Source organism: Pectobacterium actinidiae, from assembly GCF_000803315.1.
In the GTDB taxonomy this organism is placed as follows: Bacteria; Pseudomonadota; Gammaproteobacteria; order Enterobacterales; family Enterobacteriaceae; genus Pectobacterium; species Pectobacterium actinidiae.
On sequence record NZ_JRMH01000001.1, the window covers coordinates 1,351,274 to 1,365,650 of the forward strand.

At 56.0% G+C, this 14,377-nt stretch carries 13 protein-coding genes; 8 read left to right on the forward strand and 5 right to left on the reverse strand.

The window, feature by feature from the left end; genetic code table 11:
- The first annotated feature begins 285 nt into the window (after window positions 1-285).
- The 8 genes from iolG (at window position 286) to iolB (ending at window position 9,914) form a co-directional block, all read left to right on the forward strand.
- Window positions 286-1,272, forward strand: coding sequence for an inositol 2-dehydrogenase (gene iolG / locus KKH3_RS05705; protein ID WP_010308440.1), 987 nt, complete (start codon window positions 286-288; stop codon window positions 1,270-1,272).
- Between the two features lie 74 nt (window positions 1,273-1,346).
- Window positions 1,347-2,285, forward strand: a complete 939-nt coding sequence (locus tag KKH3_RS05710) for a substrate-binding domain-containing protein (protein WP_039356780.1) — start codon at window positions 1,347-1,349, stop codon at window positions 2,283-2,285.
- Window positions 2,286-2,351: 66 nt separating this feature from the next.
- Window positions 2,352-3,899, forward strand: a complete 1,548-nt coding sequence (locus KKH3_RS05715; protein WP_039356783.1) for a sugar ABC transporter ATP-binding protein — start codon at window positions 2,352-2,354, stop codon at window positions 3,897-3,899.
- Between the two features lie 12 nt (window positions 3,900-3,911).
- The gene (locus KKH3_RS05720) at window positions 3,912-4,943 is read left to right on the forward strand and encodes an ABC transporter permease (protein ID WP_039356785.1); all 1,032 of its coding nucleotides are present in this window, start codon (window positions 3,912-3,914) and stop codon (window positions 4,941-4,943) included.
- A 41-nt stretch (window positions 4,944-4,984) separates the two neighbouring features.
- Window positions 4,985-6,118: a Gfo/Idh/MocA family protein gene (locus KKH3_RS05725; protein ID WP_039356788.1), complete on the forward strand. Its 1,134-nt coding sequence runs from the start codon at window positions 4,985-4,987 to the stop codon at window positions 6,116-6,118.
- 40 nt (window positions 6,119-6,158) lie between these two features.
- Window positions 6,159-8,063 carry a bifunctional 5-dehydro-2-deoxygluconokinase/5-dehydro-2-deoxyphosphogluconate aldolase gene (locus KKH3_RS05730; protein WP_039356792.1) on the forward strand — a complete coding sequence of 635 codons (1,905 nt, stop codon included), beginning with the start codon at window positions 6,159-6,161 and terminating at the stop codon, window positions 8,061-8,063.
- A gap of 33 nt (window positions 8,064-8,096) precedes the next feature.
- Complete coding sequence (gene iolE, locus KKH3_RS05735; protein WP_039356796.1) at window positions 8,097-8,987, forward strand: myo-inosose-2 dehydratase; 891 nt, start codon at window positions 8,097-8,099, stop codon at window positions 8,985-8,987.
- A gap of 90 nt (window positions 8,988-9,077) precedes the next feature.
- Window positions 9,078-9,914 carry a 5-deoxy-glucuronate isomerase gene (gene iolB, locus KKH3_RS05740; protein ID WP_039356798.1) on the forward strand — a complete coding sequence of 279 codons (837 nt, stop codon included), beginning with the start codon at window positions 9,078-9,080 and terminating at the stop codon, window positions 9,912-9,914.
- Window positions 9,915-10,028: 114 nt separating this feature from the next.
- Here iolB and KKH3_RS05745 read toward each other — a convergent pair whose 3' ends face one another.
- The 5 genes from KKH3_RS05745 to KKH3_RS05765 all read right to left on the reverse strand — a co-directional run bounded on the left by KKH3_RS05745 (window position 10,029) and on the right by KKH3_RS05765 (window position 14,143).
- A complete protein-coding gene (locus tag KKH3_RS05745) occupies window positions 10,029-10,349 on the reverse strand; it encodes a type II toxin-antitoxin system RelE/ParE family toxin (protein WP_039356801.1) in 321 nt (106 codons plus the stop codon).
- Complete coding sequence (locus KKH3_RS05750) at window positions 10,349-10,627, reverse strand: ribbon-helix-helix domain-containing protein (protein ID WP_039356804.1); 279 nt, start codon at window positions 10,625-10,627, stop codon at window positions 10,349-10,351. The genes KKH3_RS05745 and KKH3_RS05750 overlap by 1 nt, the downstream gene beginning before the upstream one ends.
- Window positions 10,628-10,704: 77 nt before the next feature.
- A complete protein-coding gene (locus KKH3_RS05755) occupies window positions 10,705-11,394 on the reverse strand; it encodes an ABC transporter ATP-binding protein (protein WP_039356807.1) in 690 nt (229 codons plus the stop codon).
- Between the two features lie 21 nt (window positions 11,395-11,415).
- Entirely contained in the window at window positions 11,416-13,113 is a 1,698-nt protein-coding gene (locus KKH3_RS05760; RefSeq protein WP_039356810.1) for an ABC transporter permease, read from the reverse strand.
- Complete coding sequence (locus KKH3_RS05765; protein ID WP_039356813.1) at window positions 13,097-14,143, reverse strand: Fe(3+) ABC transporter substrate-binding protein; 1,047 nt, start codon at window positions 14,141-14,143, stop codon at window positions 13,097-13,099. The genes KKH3_RS05760 and KKH3_RS05765 overlap by 17 nt, the downstream gene beginning before the upstream one ends.
- Between the last annotated feature and the right edge of the window lie 234 nt (window positions 14,144-14,377).

Genomic DNA, 14,377 nt, shown 5'->3' on the forward strand with positions numbered 1-14,377 from the left:
ACGCCAGTACCTAACCGATCCCCTGATACTCATGTATATCCCCACAAACGTTCTCACGCGATGTGTGATTGGGGTTGCAGAAAACCGCGAAGATGTCATGAAAATGTTAACTCACGCGCAAAAACATAATTTTCAATTTATACAAAACTGAAATAAATGTTTTATTTTATCTATCAGGATTTGCGGTAAAGAGCGGGTGATGGGGCTGGGAAGAATGCGACTAGCCGTTATCCGTCACTTTTTCAGTCTGGCATTACACGCCACTCAGGCAGCAAGGGAGCATCTATGTTTAACATCGCTTTACTGGGCGCGGGCCGCATCGGTCAGGTCCATGCAGTGAACATCGCGGCACACAAAGAAACCAACCTGTACGCGGTGGTCGATCCCAACCCGGCAAATGCCACGGCGCTGGCAGAACGTTATCACACCAAAGTAAAAACGGTTGACGAGGTCATGAACGATCCGGCGGTACACGCCGTCCTGATTGCCTCCGCGACCGACACGCACGCGGACTTGATTGAGCTGGCTGCCAAACACGGCAAAGCCATTTTCTGTGAAAAACCGGTGCATCTGGATATTGCCCGTGTACGCGACTGCCTGACCGTCGTCAAACAGCAGAACGTGCCATTGTTTGTGGGCTTCAACCGCCGCTATGACCCGCAATTTCGCCGTGTCAAAACGTTGGCGGGCGAAGGCCGCATCGGCAAGCCGGAATCGCTTCTGATTATCTCCCGCGATCCGTCGCCGCCGCCTGCTGAGTATGTCCGCGTTTCCGGCGGTATGTTCCGCGATATGACGATCCATGATTTCGATATGGCACGCTTCATTATGGGCGAAGAGCCTGTGTCGGTCTTTGCACAAGGCAGTAATCTGGTCGATCCGGCGATTGGTGAAGCGGGCGACATCGATACCGCGTTTATCGTGCTGAAATTTGCTTCTGGCGCGATGGCAACCATCGTCAACAGCCGCCGTTCCGGCTACGGCTACGATCAGCGTCTCGAATTGCATGGCGCGAAAGGCGTGCTCAGCGCGGGCAACATCCGCGAAAACGTGGTCGAGCAGTGGACCGATGACGGCTGTCTGGCGGCGAAACCCGAATACTTCTTCCTGCAACGCTATCACGCCGCCTACGCGGCAGAGTGGCAGCACTTTGTCGATGTGCTGAATGGCCGCACGCAGCCGGAATGCTCCGGGCTTGACGGTGAGCGTGCGCTGAATCTGGCGGATAAAGCCTTTGAATCACTGGCTCAAGGCAAGGAGGTCGCCGTGTAATCCTATCGGCACATCGCGTTTTACCTGCTTTCAACCCTACACCCATACTCATAACAGAAGCAGAGAAAAGACATATGAAAAAGATCATCAGCGTTTCCGCAATCGCCATCGCACTGGGTCTGTCTGGTCTTGCTCAGGCCCAAAATGAACAAATCGTTTTCAGTACGCCGAATCTCGCTATGCCGTTTGAAGTTCACATGCAGCGCACCGCCGTTAAAGCCGCCAAAGAACTGGGCGTGAATTTGCAGGTGTTGGATGGACAGGGTAGCTCGCCGAAGCAGGCCGCCGATTTGGAAAATGCCATCACGCGTGGGGCACAGGGCTTCGTGGTGTCACCGAATGACGTCAACGCGGTTTCCAGTGCCGTGGCTGAAATCCAGGATGCCAAGCTACCGGTGGTGACGCTGGATCGTTCGGTAAAAACGGAAAAAGCGGTGCCGCACTTTGGTGCCAATAACTATAAAGGCGGTCAGGCGATTGCCGACTATGTCAAAACTAAATTCCCAAATGGTGCAGAGATTATTCTGCTGACCGGTCAGCCAGGTTCTTCTTCTAACATCGAGCGCACGCAGGGGATTCGCGACAGCCTGAAAGCGGGTGGGAGCAAATACCACATCGTCGCTGACCAGACGGGGAACTGGATGCGTTCCGAAGGGATGCGCATCGTGGAAAGTGTTTTTCCTTCGCTGCCTAAACGCCCGCAGGTGATCCTCTCTGCGAATGACGACATGGCGCTGGGGGCGATTGAAGCGTTACAAGGGCAAGGTCTGAAACCCGGTGACGTGATGGTGACTGGCTTTGATGCCGTGCCGGAAGCGCTGGCTCGCGTACGTGACGGCTGGTTGGCGGTAACTGCCGATCAGCGTCCGGGCTACGCGGTAACGACCGCACTGACGCAGTTGACCAATAACATCCGCACTAAAGCGCCTATCACCGGGGCAGACTACCAACCGACCATGATTACCAAAGATAACCTGAACGATGCCGAACGTATTGGCGAAGCGGGTAAATAAGTCGCTCTCTACATAACAGGTATTCAGCAGGCCGCGTCCGCGCGGCCTTGCGGGAGGAAGGTAAACATGACGGAACCCCTACTGAACATTACCAATTTGGCAAAGAGCTTCTCCGGCGTTTGGGCGCTGAGCAACGCACAGTTGACCGTACAGCCGGGAGAAATTCATGCGTTATTGGGAGAGAACGGCGCGGGCAAATCGACGCTGTTGAAGGCGCTGGCAGGGGCGCAGCCGCAGACCAGCGGCGATATCTGGTTTGGTGGCGAGACGCTAATGCCGCTCGAATCGCCCGTTGAGCGCCAAAAGCGAGGGATTATCACCATTTATCAGGAGTTTAATCTGCTGCCAAATATGAGCGTGGCGGAGAACATGTTCCTGGGACGCGAGCCGCAGCGTAGCAGCGTATTCGTGGACGCGATGGCGGTGAATCGCGAGGCGAAAGCGGTACTGGATTATCTGAAATTGAACATTGCGCCGACGACGCAGGTCGCGCGTTTGAGCGTGGCGCAGCAGCAGATGGTGGAAATCGCCAGAGCGCTGACGCTGAACGCCAAGCTGATTGTAATGGATGAACCGTCGGCGGCGCTGAGCGACAGTGAAGTTGACAGCCTGCACCGCGTGGTGCGCGAGCTAAAAGGGCGCGGTGTGAGCGTGGTGTATGTCACGCATCGGCTGCATGAAGTTTTCCAACTGTGCGATCGGTTTACCGTGTTTCAGGACGGTCGTTACACCGGTTCCGGGGACGTCGCCAGCACCAATGTGCAGGAGATTATTCGCCTGATGGTCGGCCGTGACGTGGTGTTTAACCGCCGTCCGCCTTCAGAAACGCATCATCAGGATAAGCCGGTACGGCTGGCTGTAAAGAGGTTAAGCCGGGAAAAACCGCCGCTGGATGCGCATGGCATCGCGCTAAAGGACATCAACTTTCAGGTGCACGCTGGCGAAGTACTCGGTATTGCCGGGCTAGTCGGCGCGGGACGTACGGAAATCGCGCGTTGCCTGTTTGGTGCAGACGCATTCTCTACCGGTGAATTTGTGCTGGATGACGAACCCTATTATCCCTCCACGCCGCTGCATGCGCTGTCGCAAGGTATCGCGCTGGTGCCGGAAGACCGTAAGAAAGAAGGCGCGGTGCTGGGGTTGTCGATCAGAGAAAACATCTCGCTATCTAATCTCTCGTCGCTTATGCGCTGGCGCTGGTTTGTCGATACCCGTAAGGAGGATGACCTGATCGAAGCCTACCGTCAGGCGCTGCACATCAAAATGGTGAACAGCGAGCAGGAAGTGCGCAAGCTGTCGGGTGGCAACCAGCAAAAGGTGATTCTTGCCCGCTGTATGGCGCTGAACCCCAAAGTATTGATCGTGGATGAGCCCACGCGCGGCATCGATGTCGGCACTAAGTCCGAAGTGCATCAGGTGCTGTTCGATATGGCTAAACGGGGCGTCGCCGTGATTGTGATTTCCTCCGACCTGCCGGAGATCATGGCGATTTCCGACCGCATTATCACGCTCAGCGAAGGGCGGATCAGCGGGGAAATTCATGGCGATGACGCCACAGAAGAAAAACTGATGACGATGATGGCCATTTGCCACGACGCATTACACGCAGCATAACGGAGGTGACGCATGTCCCAGCAGCCGCTTTCTAAGACCATTACGCCGTCCAATTCGCGTGGACGTTTTGACCCGATTGCCTTTTTTGAACGCTTTGGCGTGTTTATTTTCATGATTCTGCTGCTGATCTTCTTTCAGTCGCAGAACAGCAACTTCCTGTCCGAACGCAACATCACCAACATCCTGACCGAAGTCTCCATCTACGGGATCATGGCCGTAGGGATGACGTTCGTCATTTTGACTGCCGGGATCGACTTGTCTGTTGGCTCTATTCTGGCGGTGTGCGCCATCACCGCCGCTTCGGTGATTAAAGGCGACAACTTCACCACCGTCGATCCGGATGCCTGGTACGGCTTGAGCTGGCTGGTTGCATTGGGCGTCTGTCTGGCAATGGGCACCTTCATTGGTTTCCTGCATGGGTTGGGCGTGACCAAACTGCGTCTGCCGCCGTTCATCGTCACGCTGGGCGGGATGACCATCTGGCGCGGCTTAACGCTGGTGATGAATGACGGTGCGCCAATCGCTGGCTTTGACCCAGGCTATCGCTGGTGGGGACGGGGAGAAATTCTCGGTATCTCGGTGCCGATCTGGATCTTCGCACTGGTCGCCTTGCTGGGTTATCTCGCGCTGCATAAAACCCGCTGGGGTCGCTTCGTCTACGCCATCGGCGGCAACACCGAAGCGGCACGGCTGGCAGGGGTGAATGTGCAACGCGTACTGGTCAGCGTCTACGTGGTGATTGGCTGTCTGGCCGGGCTGGCAGGCTTTATTCTCAGCGCCCGCCTCGGCAGCGCCGAAGCGGTTGCGGGGATCACCTTTGAGCTGCGTGTTATCGCCTCGGTGGTCATTGGCGGCACCTCGCTGATGGGCGGCTACGGCCGGATTAGCGGCACGATCATCGGCTCGATCATCATGGGTATTCTGATTAACGGACTGGTGTTGATGAACGTATCGGCCTACTACCAGCAGATTATCACCGGGTTAATTATCGTGCTGGCCGTGGCGTTCGATACCTACGCCAAGAGCCGTCGCGGCGCTATCTAAGCCGTACCTATACCGACTCTTTTTTTCGCACCGAGGTGGATATGAAGGATGTACGCATTGGGTTAATCGGCACCGGCTATATCGGTCGTGCGCATGCCATTGCCTACGCACAGGCACCGACGGTCTTTCCGCTGAAAGGCAATCTGGTGAAGGCAATGCTGGCAGAAGTATCACCGGAACTGGCGGCCAAACGGGCGCAGGAGTTTGGCTTCCTGCGCTCCACGGGGGACTGGCAGGCGCTGGTGGCGGACCCAGACATTGATGTGGTGGATATCTGCGCGCCGAACTTTCTGCATAAGACGATGGCGATGGCGGCCATCCAGCATGGCAAGCACGTTTATTCGGAAAAGCCGCTGGCGCTGAACGCGCGTGATGCCCGAGAAATGGTTGATGCCGCGCAGCGGGCAGGCGTGAAAACGCTGGTGGGCTTCAACTATATGAAGAATCCAACCTCACAGTTGGCCAAAGAGATTATCGCCAGCGGCGAGATTGGTGAGGTGGTGCATTTTTACGGCACGCATAACGAAGATTATCTGGCCGATCCGAATAAACCCGCCGACTGGCACTGTTTCAAAGAAACGGCTGGGCTGGGGGCGCTGGGAGATCTGGCAGCGCATATCGTCAACATGGCGCAGTATCTGGTGGGCGATATCGCCAGCGTCTGCGGCGATCTGCAAACGGTGATTACGCAGCGCCCAACGGCACCGGGTAGTAGCAAGCGGGTGCAGGTGGAGAATGAAGATCAGGCGCATGCGATGGTGCGCTTCGCCAGCGGCGCTCGCGGCGTGATTGAAACCTCGCGTATCGCCTGCGGCCGCAAAATGGGGCTGACCTACGTGGTGACCGGAACGAAAGGCACGCTGAGTTTCACGCAGGAACGCATGGCGGAGCTGAAGCTCTATCGGCATGACGAACCAGAGAATCGGCAGGGATTCAAAACGTTGCTGACCGGGCCGCAGCATCCTGATTACGCGGCCTTTTGCGCCAGCGCCGGACACGGTATTGGATTCAACGATCAGAAAACGGTGGAGGTGCGCGATCTGATCGACGGTATTGCGGCTGACGTCCCCATGTGGCCGGATTTCGAAGAGGGCTGGAAAGTCTCACGAGTTCTGGATGCGATTGTGCAGTCACACGACACGGCGCGTTGGGTGAACGTGGACGAGGTGGGCTAATTACGTTTTTTTACGCGACTTTTTTACAGGATTGGCTGCTATGAGTAAGGAAAAGACGTTTGATGTGATTTGCATGGGGCGCGTTGCTGTCGATCTGTACGGGCAGCAAATCGGCGCGCGTCTGGAAGATATGGGCAGCTTCGCCAAGTATCTGGGCGGGTCGTCTGGCAACGTGGCTTACGGCACCGCGCGACAGGGGCTACGCTCTTCTATGCTGGCGCGCGTGGGCGACGAGCATATGGGGCGGTTCCTGCGTGAAGAGCTGAATCAGGTCGGCTGCGACACCAGCCATTTAATTACGGATAAAGAACGTCTGACGGCGCTGGTGCTGTTGGGCATCAAAGATCGCGATACCTTTCCGTTGATTTTCTACCGCGATAACTGCGCCGATATGGCGATTTCGCCGGAGGATTTCACCGAAGATTACATCGCGTCGTCCCGCTGTCTGGCGATTACCGGCACGCATCTCTCTCACCCTAACACGCGTGAAGCGGTGCTGACGGCGCTGCAATACGCGCGGCGCAACGGCGTGAAAACGGTGCTGGATGTTGACTACCGTCCGGTGTTGTGGGGACTGACGTCACTGGGCGATGGCGAAACCCGTTTTGTTGAAGCCCAAGTGGTTACGGAGCAGTTGCAGCAGGTGTTGTCGCTGTTCGACGTGATCGTCGGCACCGAGGAGGAGTTCCACATTGCGGGTGGCAGTACGGATACCTTGCAGGCGCTGGCTACAGTGCGTCAGCACACGCAGGCGGAACTGGTATGCAAACGCGGGGCGCTAGGCTGCTCGGTGTTTAGCGACGCGATTCCTGACCATCTGGATAAAGGCATTACGATCAAAGGCGTGCGCGTGGATGTGCTGAACGTGCTGGGGGCGGGGGATGCGTTTATGTCCGGACTGCTGCGCGGTTATCTCAACGGCGAAGGCTGGGAGAAAGCCTGTGCCTACGCCAATGCCTGCGGTGCGCTGGTGGTGTCACGCCATGGCTGTGCGCCAGCCATGCCAAGCAAGATCGAGCTGGATAACTATTTAGCCCGCGCGGCAAGCGTGCCGCGTCCCGATCTGGACGAAGAGCTTAACCATCTGCATCGGGTTACGACGCGTCGCAAACAGTGGCATGAGCTGTGCGTGATCGCGTTCGATCACCGCAGCCAGTTGGAAGATATGGCGCTGAACTGCGGTACTGAAATTAGCCGTATTCCGGCACTGAAAAAGCTGATTCTGCGTGCCAGCTATGAGGCGGCACAGCAGGCGGGACTGGAAGGTAAAGCCGGTCTGCTGTGTGACGGCACGTTCGGGCAGGATGCGCTGAACGACATTACGGGAAAAGGCTGGTGGATTGGCCGACCGATTGAGCTGCCGGGATCGCGCCCGTTAATGATGGAGCGCGGCAATATCGGCTCACAGTTGGTGAGCTGGCCGCTGGAGCACGTGGTGAAATGTCTGGTGTTCTTCCACCCGGAAGATGCCCACGCGCTGCGGCGCGAGCAGGAAATGAAGGTGATGGAGGTCTATCAGGCCTGTCGCCAGTCCGGCCATGAACTGCTGCTCGAAGTCATTCTGCCCGCGGGGATGCCGCACAGCGATGCGCTTTATCTGCGTGCGATTCAACGCTTCTACAACCTCGGCGTGCGGCCAGACTGGTGGAAACTGCCACCGCTGTCTGTCGCAGGCTGGGAACAACTCACGCCGCTGCTGGCGCAGCGCGATCCCTACTGTCGGGGCGTGGTGATTCTGGGGCTGGATGCGCCATTGGAAACGCTTCAACAGGGCTTCAGCGCCGCCGTGGGTTTCCCGATTGTCAAAGGCTTTGCCGTCGGTCGCACCCTGTTTGCCCAGCCCGCGCAAAAGTGGCTACGCAACCAGATCGATGACGCCGAATTGATTGAGCAAGTTAAACATAACTACCTGCAACTGATCGCCGTCTGGCGTCAGCGCGGTTAACCCGTTTTTGTGTATTTGAATAAGGGACATAATATGACTGTTCAACTTGGTATTAATCCACTCACCTGGACCAATGACGATCTGCCTTCTCTGGGCGCGGACACCCCGCTGGAAACCTGTCTGAGCGAAGGGCGACAGGCAGGATTCGTCGGTTTTGAATTAGGCAACAAGTTCCCTCGTCAGGCCAGCGTGCTGGGACCTATCCTGCAAGCGCACGATCTGCGCTTAGTCTCCGGCTGGTATTCTGGCGAACTACTGACTCGCTCGGTTGAAGAGGAGATTGAGGCGGTACAAGGACATCTGGCGTTGCTGCGCGATCTCGGCGCAACGGTGTTGGTGTTTGCCGAAGTGACGGGTGCGATTCACGGCGACCAACAGAAACCCGTTCATCTGCGCCCGCGTTTTCCCGAAGAACGCTGGTCGGAATATGGCAAAAAGCTGACCGAGTTTGCGCGCTATACGCAAAGTCAGGGTGTGCAGATTGCCTATCACCACCACATGGGCACAGTGATTGAAAGTGCGCAGGACGTGGATAATCTGATGGAACATACCGGGCCAGAAGTCGGACTGTTGCTGGATACCGGTCATCTGACCTTCGCGGGTGCCGATCCAGTGGCGGTGGCGAAGCGCTGGATTAACCGCATCAATCACGTTCACTGCAAAGATATTCGCCCTGATGTGTTGAAAGACGTGAAAAACCGCAAGACCAGCTTTCTGGATGCGGTACTGAGCGGCGTCTTTACCGTACCGGGTGATGGCTGCGTCGATTATCCGGCGGTGTTCAGCATCCTGAAAGCCAATAACTACAGTGGCTGGCTGGTTGTGGAAGCGGAACAGGATCCGGCCGTCGCGCACCCGCTGACGTATGCGACACTGGGCTATAATAATTTGCAGCGCTTCGCTCAGCAGGCGGAATTGATCTGATTGGTAGAGAGAGTCCCTGTGTATTCACGCTGCTGGCCGATCAATGTGCAAGCAGCTTGAAGCACGAGGGGGAGATAAGGAGGCCAAAAGATGTCCCGACTTTTATCACGCCATCATGCTCCTGACGAGCACGGACGGACGCAGCACATCACGCCGGAAACGGCGGGCTGGCGATATGTGGGATTCGAGGTGTATCAACTGGCACCGGAGCAGGTGTTATCGCTGCCCGCCAGCGATAACGAACGCTGTCTGGTGCTGGTCAGCGGCAAGGCAACGGTGGTCACGCCGGGCGAATGCTTCGAGCAGATTGGCGACAGAATGAGCCCGTTTGAGCGTAGAAAGCCCTATGCGGTGTATGTCACGTCTGGAGAGACGATCACGGTGACGGCGCACTCGGCGCTGGAACTGGCAGTTTGCGCCGCACCGGGATTCGGTACGCACCCGACCCGATTGATCGCGCCGCAGGATATTGATGCCGAGCAGCGTGGCGTCGGCAATAACCAACGCTATGTGCATAATATTCTGCCGGAAGATAAAGCGGCAGACAGCCTGTTGGTGGTTGAAGTGTACACCGATGAAGGCTGTACCAGCTCTTATCCCAGTCACAAGCATGACGTCGATAGTCCGCCGCAGGAAACCTATCTGGAAGAAACCTACTACCATCGGTTGAATCCAGATCAGGGGTTCTGCCTGCAACGCGTCTATACCGATGATCGTTCATTGGATGAATGCATGGCGGTCTACGACAGGGACGTGGTACAAGTGCCGCGCGGTTACCATCCGGTCGCGACTATCGCTGGCTATGACAGCTACTATCTGAATGTGATGGCAGGCCCGACGCGCCAGTGGCGTTTCACCTGGGAAGCGGATCATCAGTGGATCAACAGTCCCGAGTATGCGGATAAACACCGGCGGGGCAACGTGTAGCGATACTGGCAAACGAACGTAAGAATGGGCAGTGGCTTATGGGTAACCTGTAGGCTACTGCTATATTATCTGGGGAAATGTATTCTCGGAAAATAGTTGGTTAACCCAATATTCCTAATCAGTTTCATCTGCTAGTAGGTCGCTTTCATAGTCTTGCCCACCATGCCAAATGCCCAGAATCGTTACTGTTTTTTTCTCTTTTTCCACGATAAAAGCAATGAGTGTTCGTTTGCTATGGTGAGTGACACGCAGTCCAGGCGCAATATCATTGCGCTGGTTTCCCCTTTCAGGAAATAACTCAAGTGATTCACAGTAATTAACGATGCTTTCGGTATAGCTAAGTGCTGTTTTGGGTGACGAAACTCTCGCGATGTAGCCGTATAGTGCGGCGAGTTGTTCTTCCGCTTCCGGTGCGAATACTACCTTGTAATCCATTACTCTTCTCCGGTCATCTTCCTGAACTCGGCTTTTAATCTGTTCCTAATATCGCTGCTGCTGAGGCTTTCTGTTTCACCGCGTTGCAGCGCGTTCCAAGCGGGAACGACCTGTTCCTGCAACCAGTTCTCTACGAGATTATCGCGTGCGATTAGCGCTCGGAGACCTTCCCGAATAACCTCACTTTCTGAGGCGTATTCGCCACTAGCAACTCGCGCTTTCACTTGCGCAGCCATTTCATTCGGCAGTGTTATGCTCATCTGTTGTGTTGTTCTCATTGTTGCCCCCCTTACCACGTCGATAGGATTTAATCATACTCATTATTTACCATCTTGTCAGGGATGAACCATCTGAATCAGGCGTCTCGGTTCACCGACACACTGCTGAGTGTACCTTCTTTCAAATAGCCAATATGGCTAGCCATCAATTCGGCTTCCTGCTCGCTGTGGGTAACCAGAAGCGCGGTTTGTCCGGCGTCGCGCAGAATGTCGCGTACTTCCTGTCCCAGTCGTTTGCGGCTGTCGGGGTCGAGGCTGGATAGGGGTTCGTCGAGTAGCAGAACGGCAGGCTGTGGGGCGAGCGCTCGTGCGAGGGCGATACGTTGCTGTTGTCCGCCAGACATTTCATGTGGGTAGCGCTGTGCCAGCGCGGTGAGATCGACGAGTTCAAGCATGGTGCGGACGCGCGATTGTTGAAGATCTTTTGGCTGTTTTCTCAGGCCAAAGGCAATATTTTGCGCAGCGGTTAGATGGGGAAACAGGGCGTAGTCTTGAAACACCATCCCGACGTTACGCTGTTCCGGCGGCAGATGTACGTCTGGGCCGGCCACACAGCGTCCACCGACGTGAATGGTTCCCTGAGTCACCTGCTCGAAACCCGCAATCGCACGTAGCGCTGTAGTTTTACCGCATCCTGATGCACCTAGCAGGCAAGCCAACTCACCGGCGGCAACCTGCATGGAGAAACCGTTCAGCACATGGTGAAAATGATGCTTGTGCCCGTAAGAGACGTGGACATTATTCAGAACGAGTGTAGCCTCAGACACCTTGACTCTTCCTCATGATTTTCATTCTTTCTCAACCGACGTTTTTAGCTGACTGCGAGCCAGCAGCACAACGGGGAGCGTCCCCGCCAGCACAATCAGCAGTGCAGCAATCGCGCCTTCTTCGTAGGTGCCTCTGGCGGCTTCGGCATACAGAACGGTTGCCAATGTTTCGAAGTTGACCGGTCGCAGCAGCAGCGTCGCGGGAAGCTCTTTCATTGCGTCAGCAAACACCAGCAGCGCACTGGTCACCAGCGCGGGGCGCAGCAGGGGAAGATGTACGCGTAAAAACGTGATCAATTCGCTTTCACCCAGCAACCGTGACGCCTGTTCCATTACCGGAGGAATGCGCGTCAGCCCCGCATCAAGTGCACCAATCCCAATCGCCATAAAGCGAATGGCGCAGCAGATCACCAGCAGGATACCCGCGGAAAGCAGCGGCAATCCTTTGTAGCCTATCAATTCAGCGAGAAAATTATCTGTTGCCATACCGGGCGTCAGCATGCCAATCGCCAGTACTGTACCGGGAACGGCATAGCCCAGCGAGGCGATTCTCAATACCGTGCGGCGGCGCGCTGGCGAACGGTCGGTGATGGCCGAATGACGGGCGTACCACGCAATAATCAGGCTGACGAACGTGACGACTAGCGTGACGCCTACGGCCAACAGAAGCGAGTTGTGTAATGACTGTATCAGACCAGCGGAGATCGTCACGCTATCGCCCAGCCGTTTAGCGCTTTCCCATGCCAGAAAGAGGGCAGGGGCAATGAAGCCGAGTAGGATAGGCAACGCGGTCGCACAGGTCGCCAGCCAGGCGCGTACGCCTTTCAGCGGGGCGGGCAGGATGCCACGCATCTGTCGGCTGGTGCCGTAGCGCTGGTTTTTTCGGCCGTAATATTCCAGTGTCAGTAGCAGGATGACCACCGTCAGCATCGTGCAGGCAATCTGCGCGGCGGCGGGTAAATCCGAACGGGTGACCCAAGTGGTATAAACCGTCACAGTCAGCGTATTGACCCCAAGGAATTCGGAGGCACCAATATCATTCAGCGTTTCCAGCAAGGCCAGACTCGTGCCAACGGCCAGCGCAGGGCGCGCCATCGGCAAGGCGACGTGCAGGAAGGTGCCTGTTGCACTCAACCCCAGCGTGCGAGCCGCTTCCAGCAGGTGTGCAGGCTGGCTGATAAACATGGCGCGCATGGTCAGATAAACATAGGGATAGAGCACCAGCCCGAGCAACAGAATTGCGCCCGGCATGGAGCGCAGATCCGGTAGGCGGAACTGGCGCGGGCTGTCGTAGCCCAACAGGCTGCGAATGGCTTCCTGAATCGGCCCTATAGGATGCAGCAGATCGAGCCAGGCAAACGCGACAATGTAGGTTGGCATCGCCAGCGGTAGCAGCAGCGCCCAGCTAACGAACTGTCTGCCGGGGAAATCAAACGCGGTTACTAGCCAGGCGCAGCCTGCGCCAATCACTATGACGAGCACACCGACGCCGACGAGCAGGAGCAGCGTGTTGAGAGTGGCATCGGGCAGCACGTAGCGCATCAAGTGATCCCAATGGCCGATGCCAGCGCCAGCGGCTAGCCAAAGCAGGGAAACCAGCGGAGCCAGTACGCCGAGCGCAATGATGACGGCAGCGATGCGCAGCGGAGAAAAAAAGAGGCGCGGCCGCCCGAAGGTGCCGCGCATCGTTGACGAACCGGTCTTATTGATCGAATCCAACTTTATCTACCAACTGACTGGCCTGTTTACGGAATTTAACGATGTCGGTCAGCGGGATGCTATCCACATTCACTTCACCAATCGTGCTGCCAATGGTGGAATCCAGCGTGACGCCTTTGCGAACCGGATATTCGTAGTTCGCCTGTGCGTAGATCTGTTGAGCGGGAGCGGAGACCAGATATTCCATCAATTTAACGGCTTGATCTTTATGCGGCGCGTGGCGTGCAACGGCTGCACCGCTGATATTGACGTGTGTGCCGCCGTTTTCAAAGGTAGGCTGAATGACTTTGATGGCATCGCCCCATTTGCGGGCGTCGGTGCCTTCTTTGGCGTTCTTCATGTGGCCGACATAATAAGAGTTCGCCAGACCCACATCGCAGATGCCGCCGAGGATATCGCGTGCAACGTCGCGGTCACCACCGGTGGCTTTACGCGCCAAATTGTCTTTCACGCCGCGCAGCCAGGTTTCGGTTTTGGCTTCACCGTGGTGGGCAATCATCGCGGCAACCAATGCGGTATTGTAAGGGTGTTGACCCGCGCGGATACACACTTTGCCTTTCCATTTCGGATCGGCCAGATTTTCGTAAGTAATGCTTGTCAGCGGCAGTGATTTTTCCGCATAGAGCACGCGAGAGCGCATTGACAGACCAAACCATTGGTTATCTTTGTCGCGCAGCGCCGCAGGGATGGCTTCGGTCAATGCGTTGGACTGAATCGGCTGTGTGACACCCGCGTCCACCAGATCGATCAGGTTACCGGCATCAACGGTCATCAGCAGGTCAGCTGGTGAGTTTTGGCCTTCTGCCTTCACTCGTTCCAGCATCCCGTCTTTGATGAACACGGTATTGACTTTAACAGACGTCTCTTTGGTGAACGCATCCAGCAGCGGCTGAATCAGGCCGGGCTCACGCGTAGTGTAAAGTGTCAGAGAGTCGTCTGCGGCAGCAGGCAGTGCATAGGCCACCATCAGTGATGACGCTAACGTCAGCAGGCGCGCTTTTTTGCGCAGAACAGACAGCGTTTTTGACATGTTATTATCTTCTCCAGAGTAAAAATGACGCGTAAATGAATAAAATAAGGAGATATTTTCGGCAGGTAACTAAAACAATATATGATAATCACTCTTGTTTGCAATCTCATTAATGCGGTTTATTCACTATCGTGATGGGGGTCAACATACTCACTGCTCGGGAAAGATCTCGATTTTATTTGTCAGCCTATCGATAAAAACTGTGGTGATTGACTGTCTTGGGTAAGGCCATTG

Bases quoted from the DNA above. Each gene is read 5' to 3' on its own strand.
- KKH3_RS05750 (WP_039356804.1), bottom strand. From the start codon at position 10,627: ATGAGAACAACACAACAGATGAGCATAACACTGCCGAATGAAATGGCT.
- KKH3_RS05730 (WP_039356792.1), top strand. From the start codon at position 6,159: ATGAGTAAGGAAAAGACGTTTGATGTGATTTGCATGGGGCGCGTTGCT.
- KKH3_RS05720 (WP_039356785.1), top strand. From the start codon at position 3,912: ATGTCCCAGCAGCCGCTTTCTAAGACCATTACGCCGTCCAATTCGCGT.
- iolG (WP_010308440.1), top strand. From the start codon at position 286: ATGTTTAACATCGCTTTACTGGGCGCGGGCCGCATCGGTCAGGTCCAT.
- KKH3_RS05725 (WP_039356788.1), top strand. From the start codon at position 4,985: ATGAAGGATGTACGCATTGGGTTAATCGGCACCGGCTATATCGGTCGT.
- iolE (WP_039356796.1), top strand. From the start codon at position 8,097: ATGACTGTTCAACTTGGTATTAATCCACTCACCTGGACCAATGACGAT.
- KKH3_RS05765 (WP_039356813.1), bottom strand. From the start codon at position 14,143: ATGTCAAAAACGCTGTCTGTTCTGCGCAAAAAAGCGCGCCTGCTGACG.
- KKH3_RS05715 (WP_039356783.1), top strand. From the start codon at position 2,352: ATGACGGAACCCCTACTGAACATTACCAATTTGGCAAAGAGCTTCTCC.
- KKH3_RS05745 (WP_039356801.1), bottom strand. From the start codon at position 10,349: ATGGATTACAAGGTAGTATTCGCACCGGAAGCGGAAGAACAACTCGCC.
- iolB (WP_039356798.1), top strand. From the start codon at position 9,078: ATGTCCCGACTTTTATCACGCCATCATGCTCCTGACGAGCACGGACGG.
- KKH3_RS05710 (WP_039356780.1), top strand. From the start codon at position 1,347: ATGAAAAAGATCATCAGCGTTTCCGCAATCGCCATCGCACTGGGTCTG.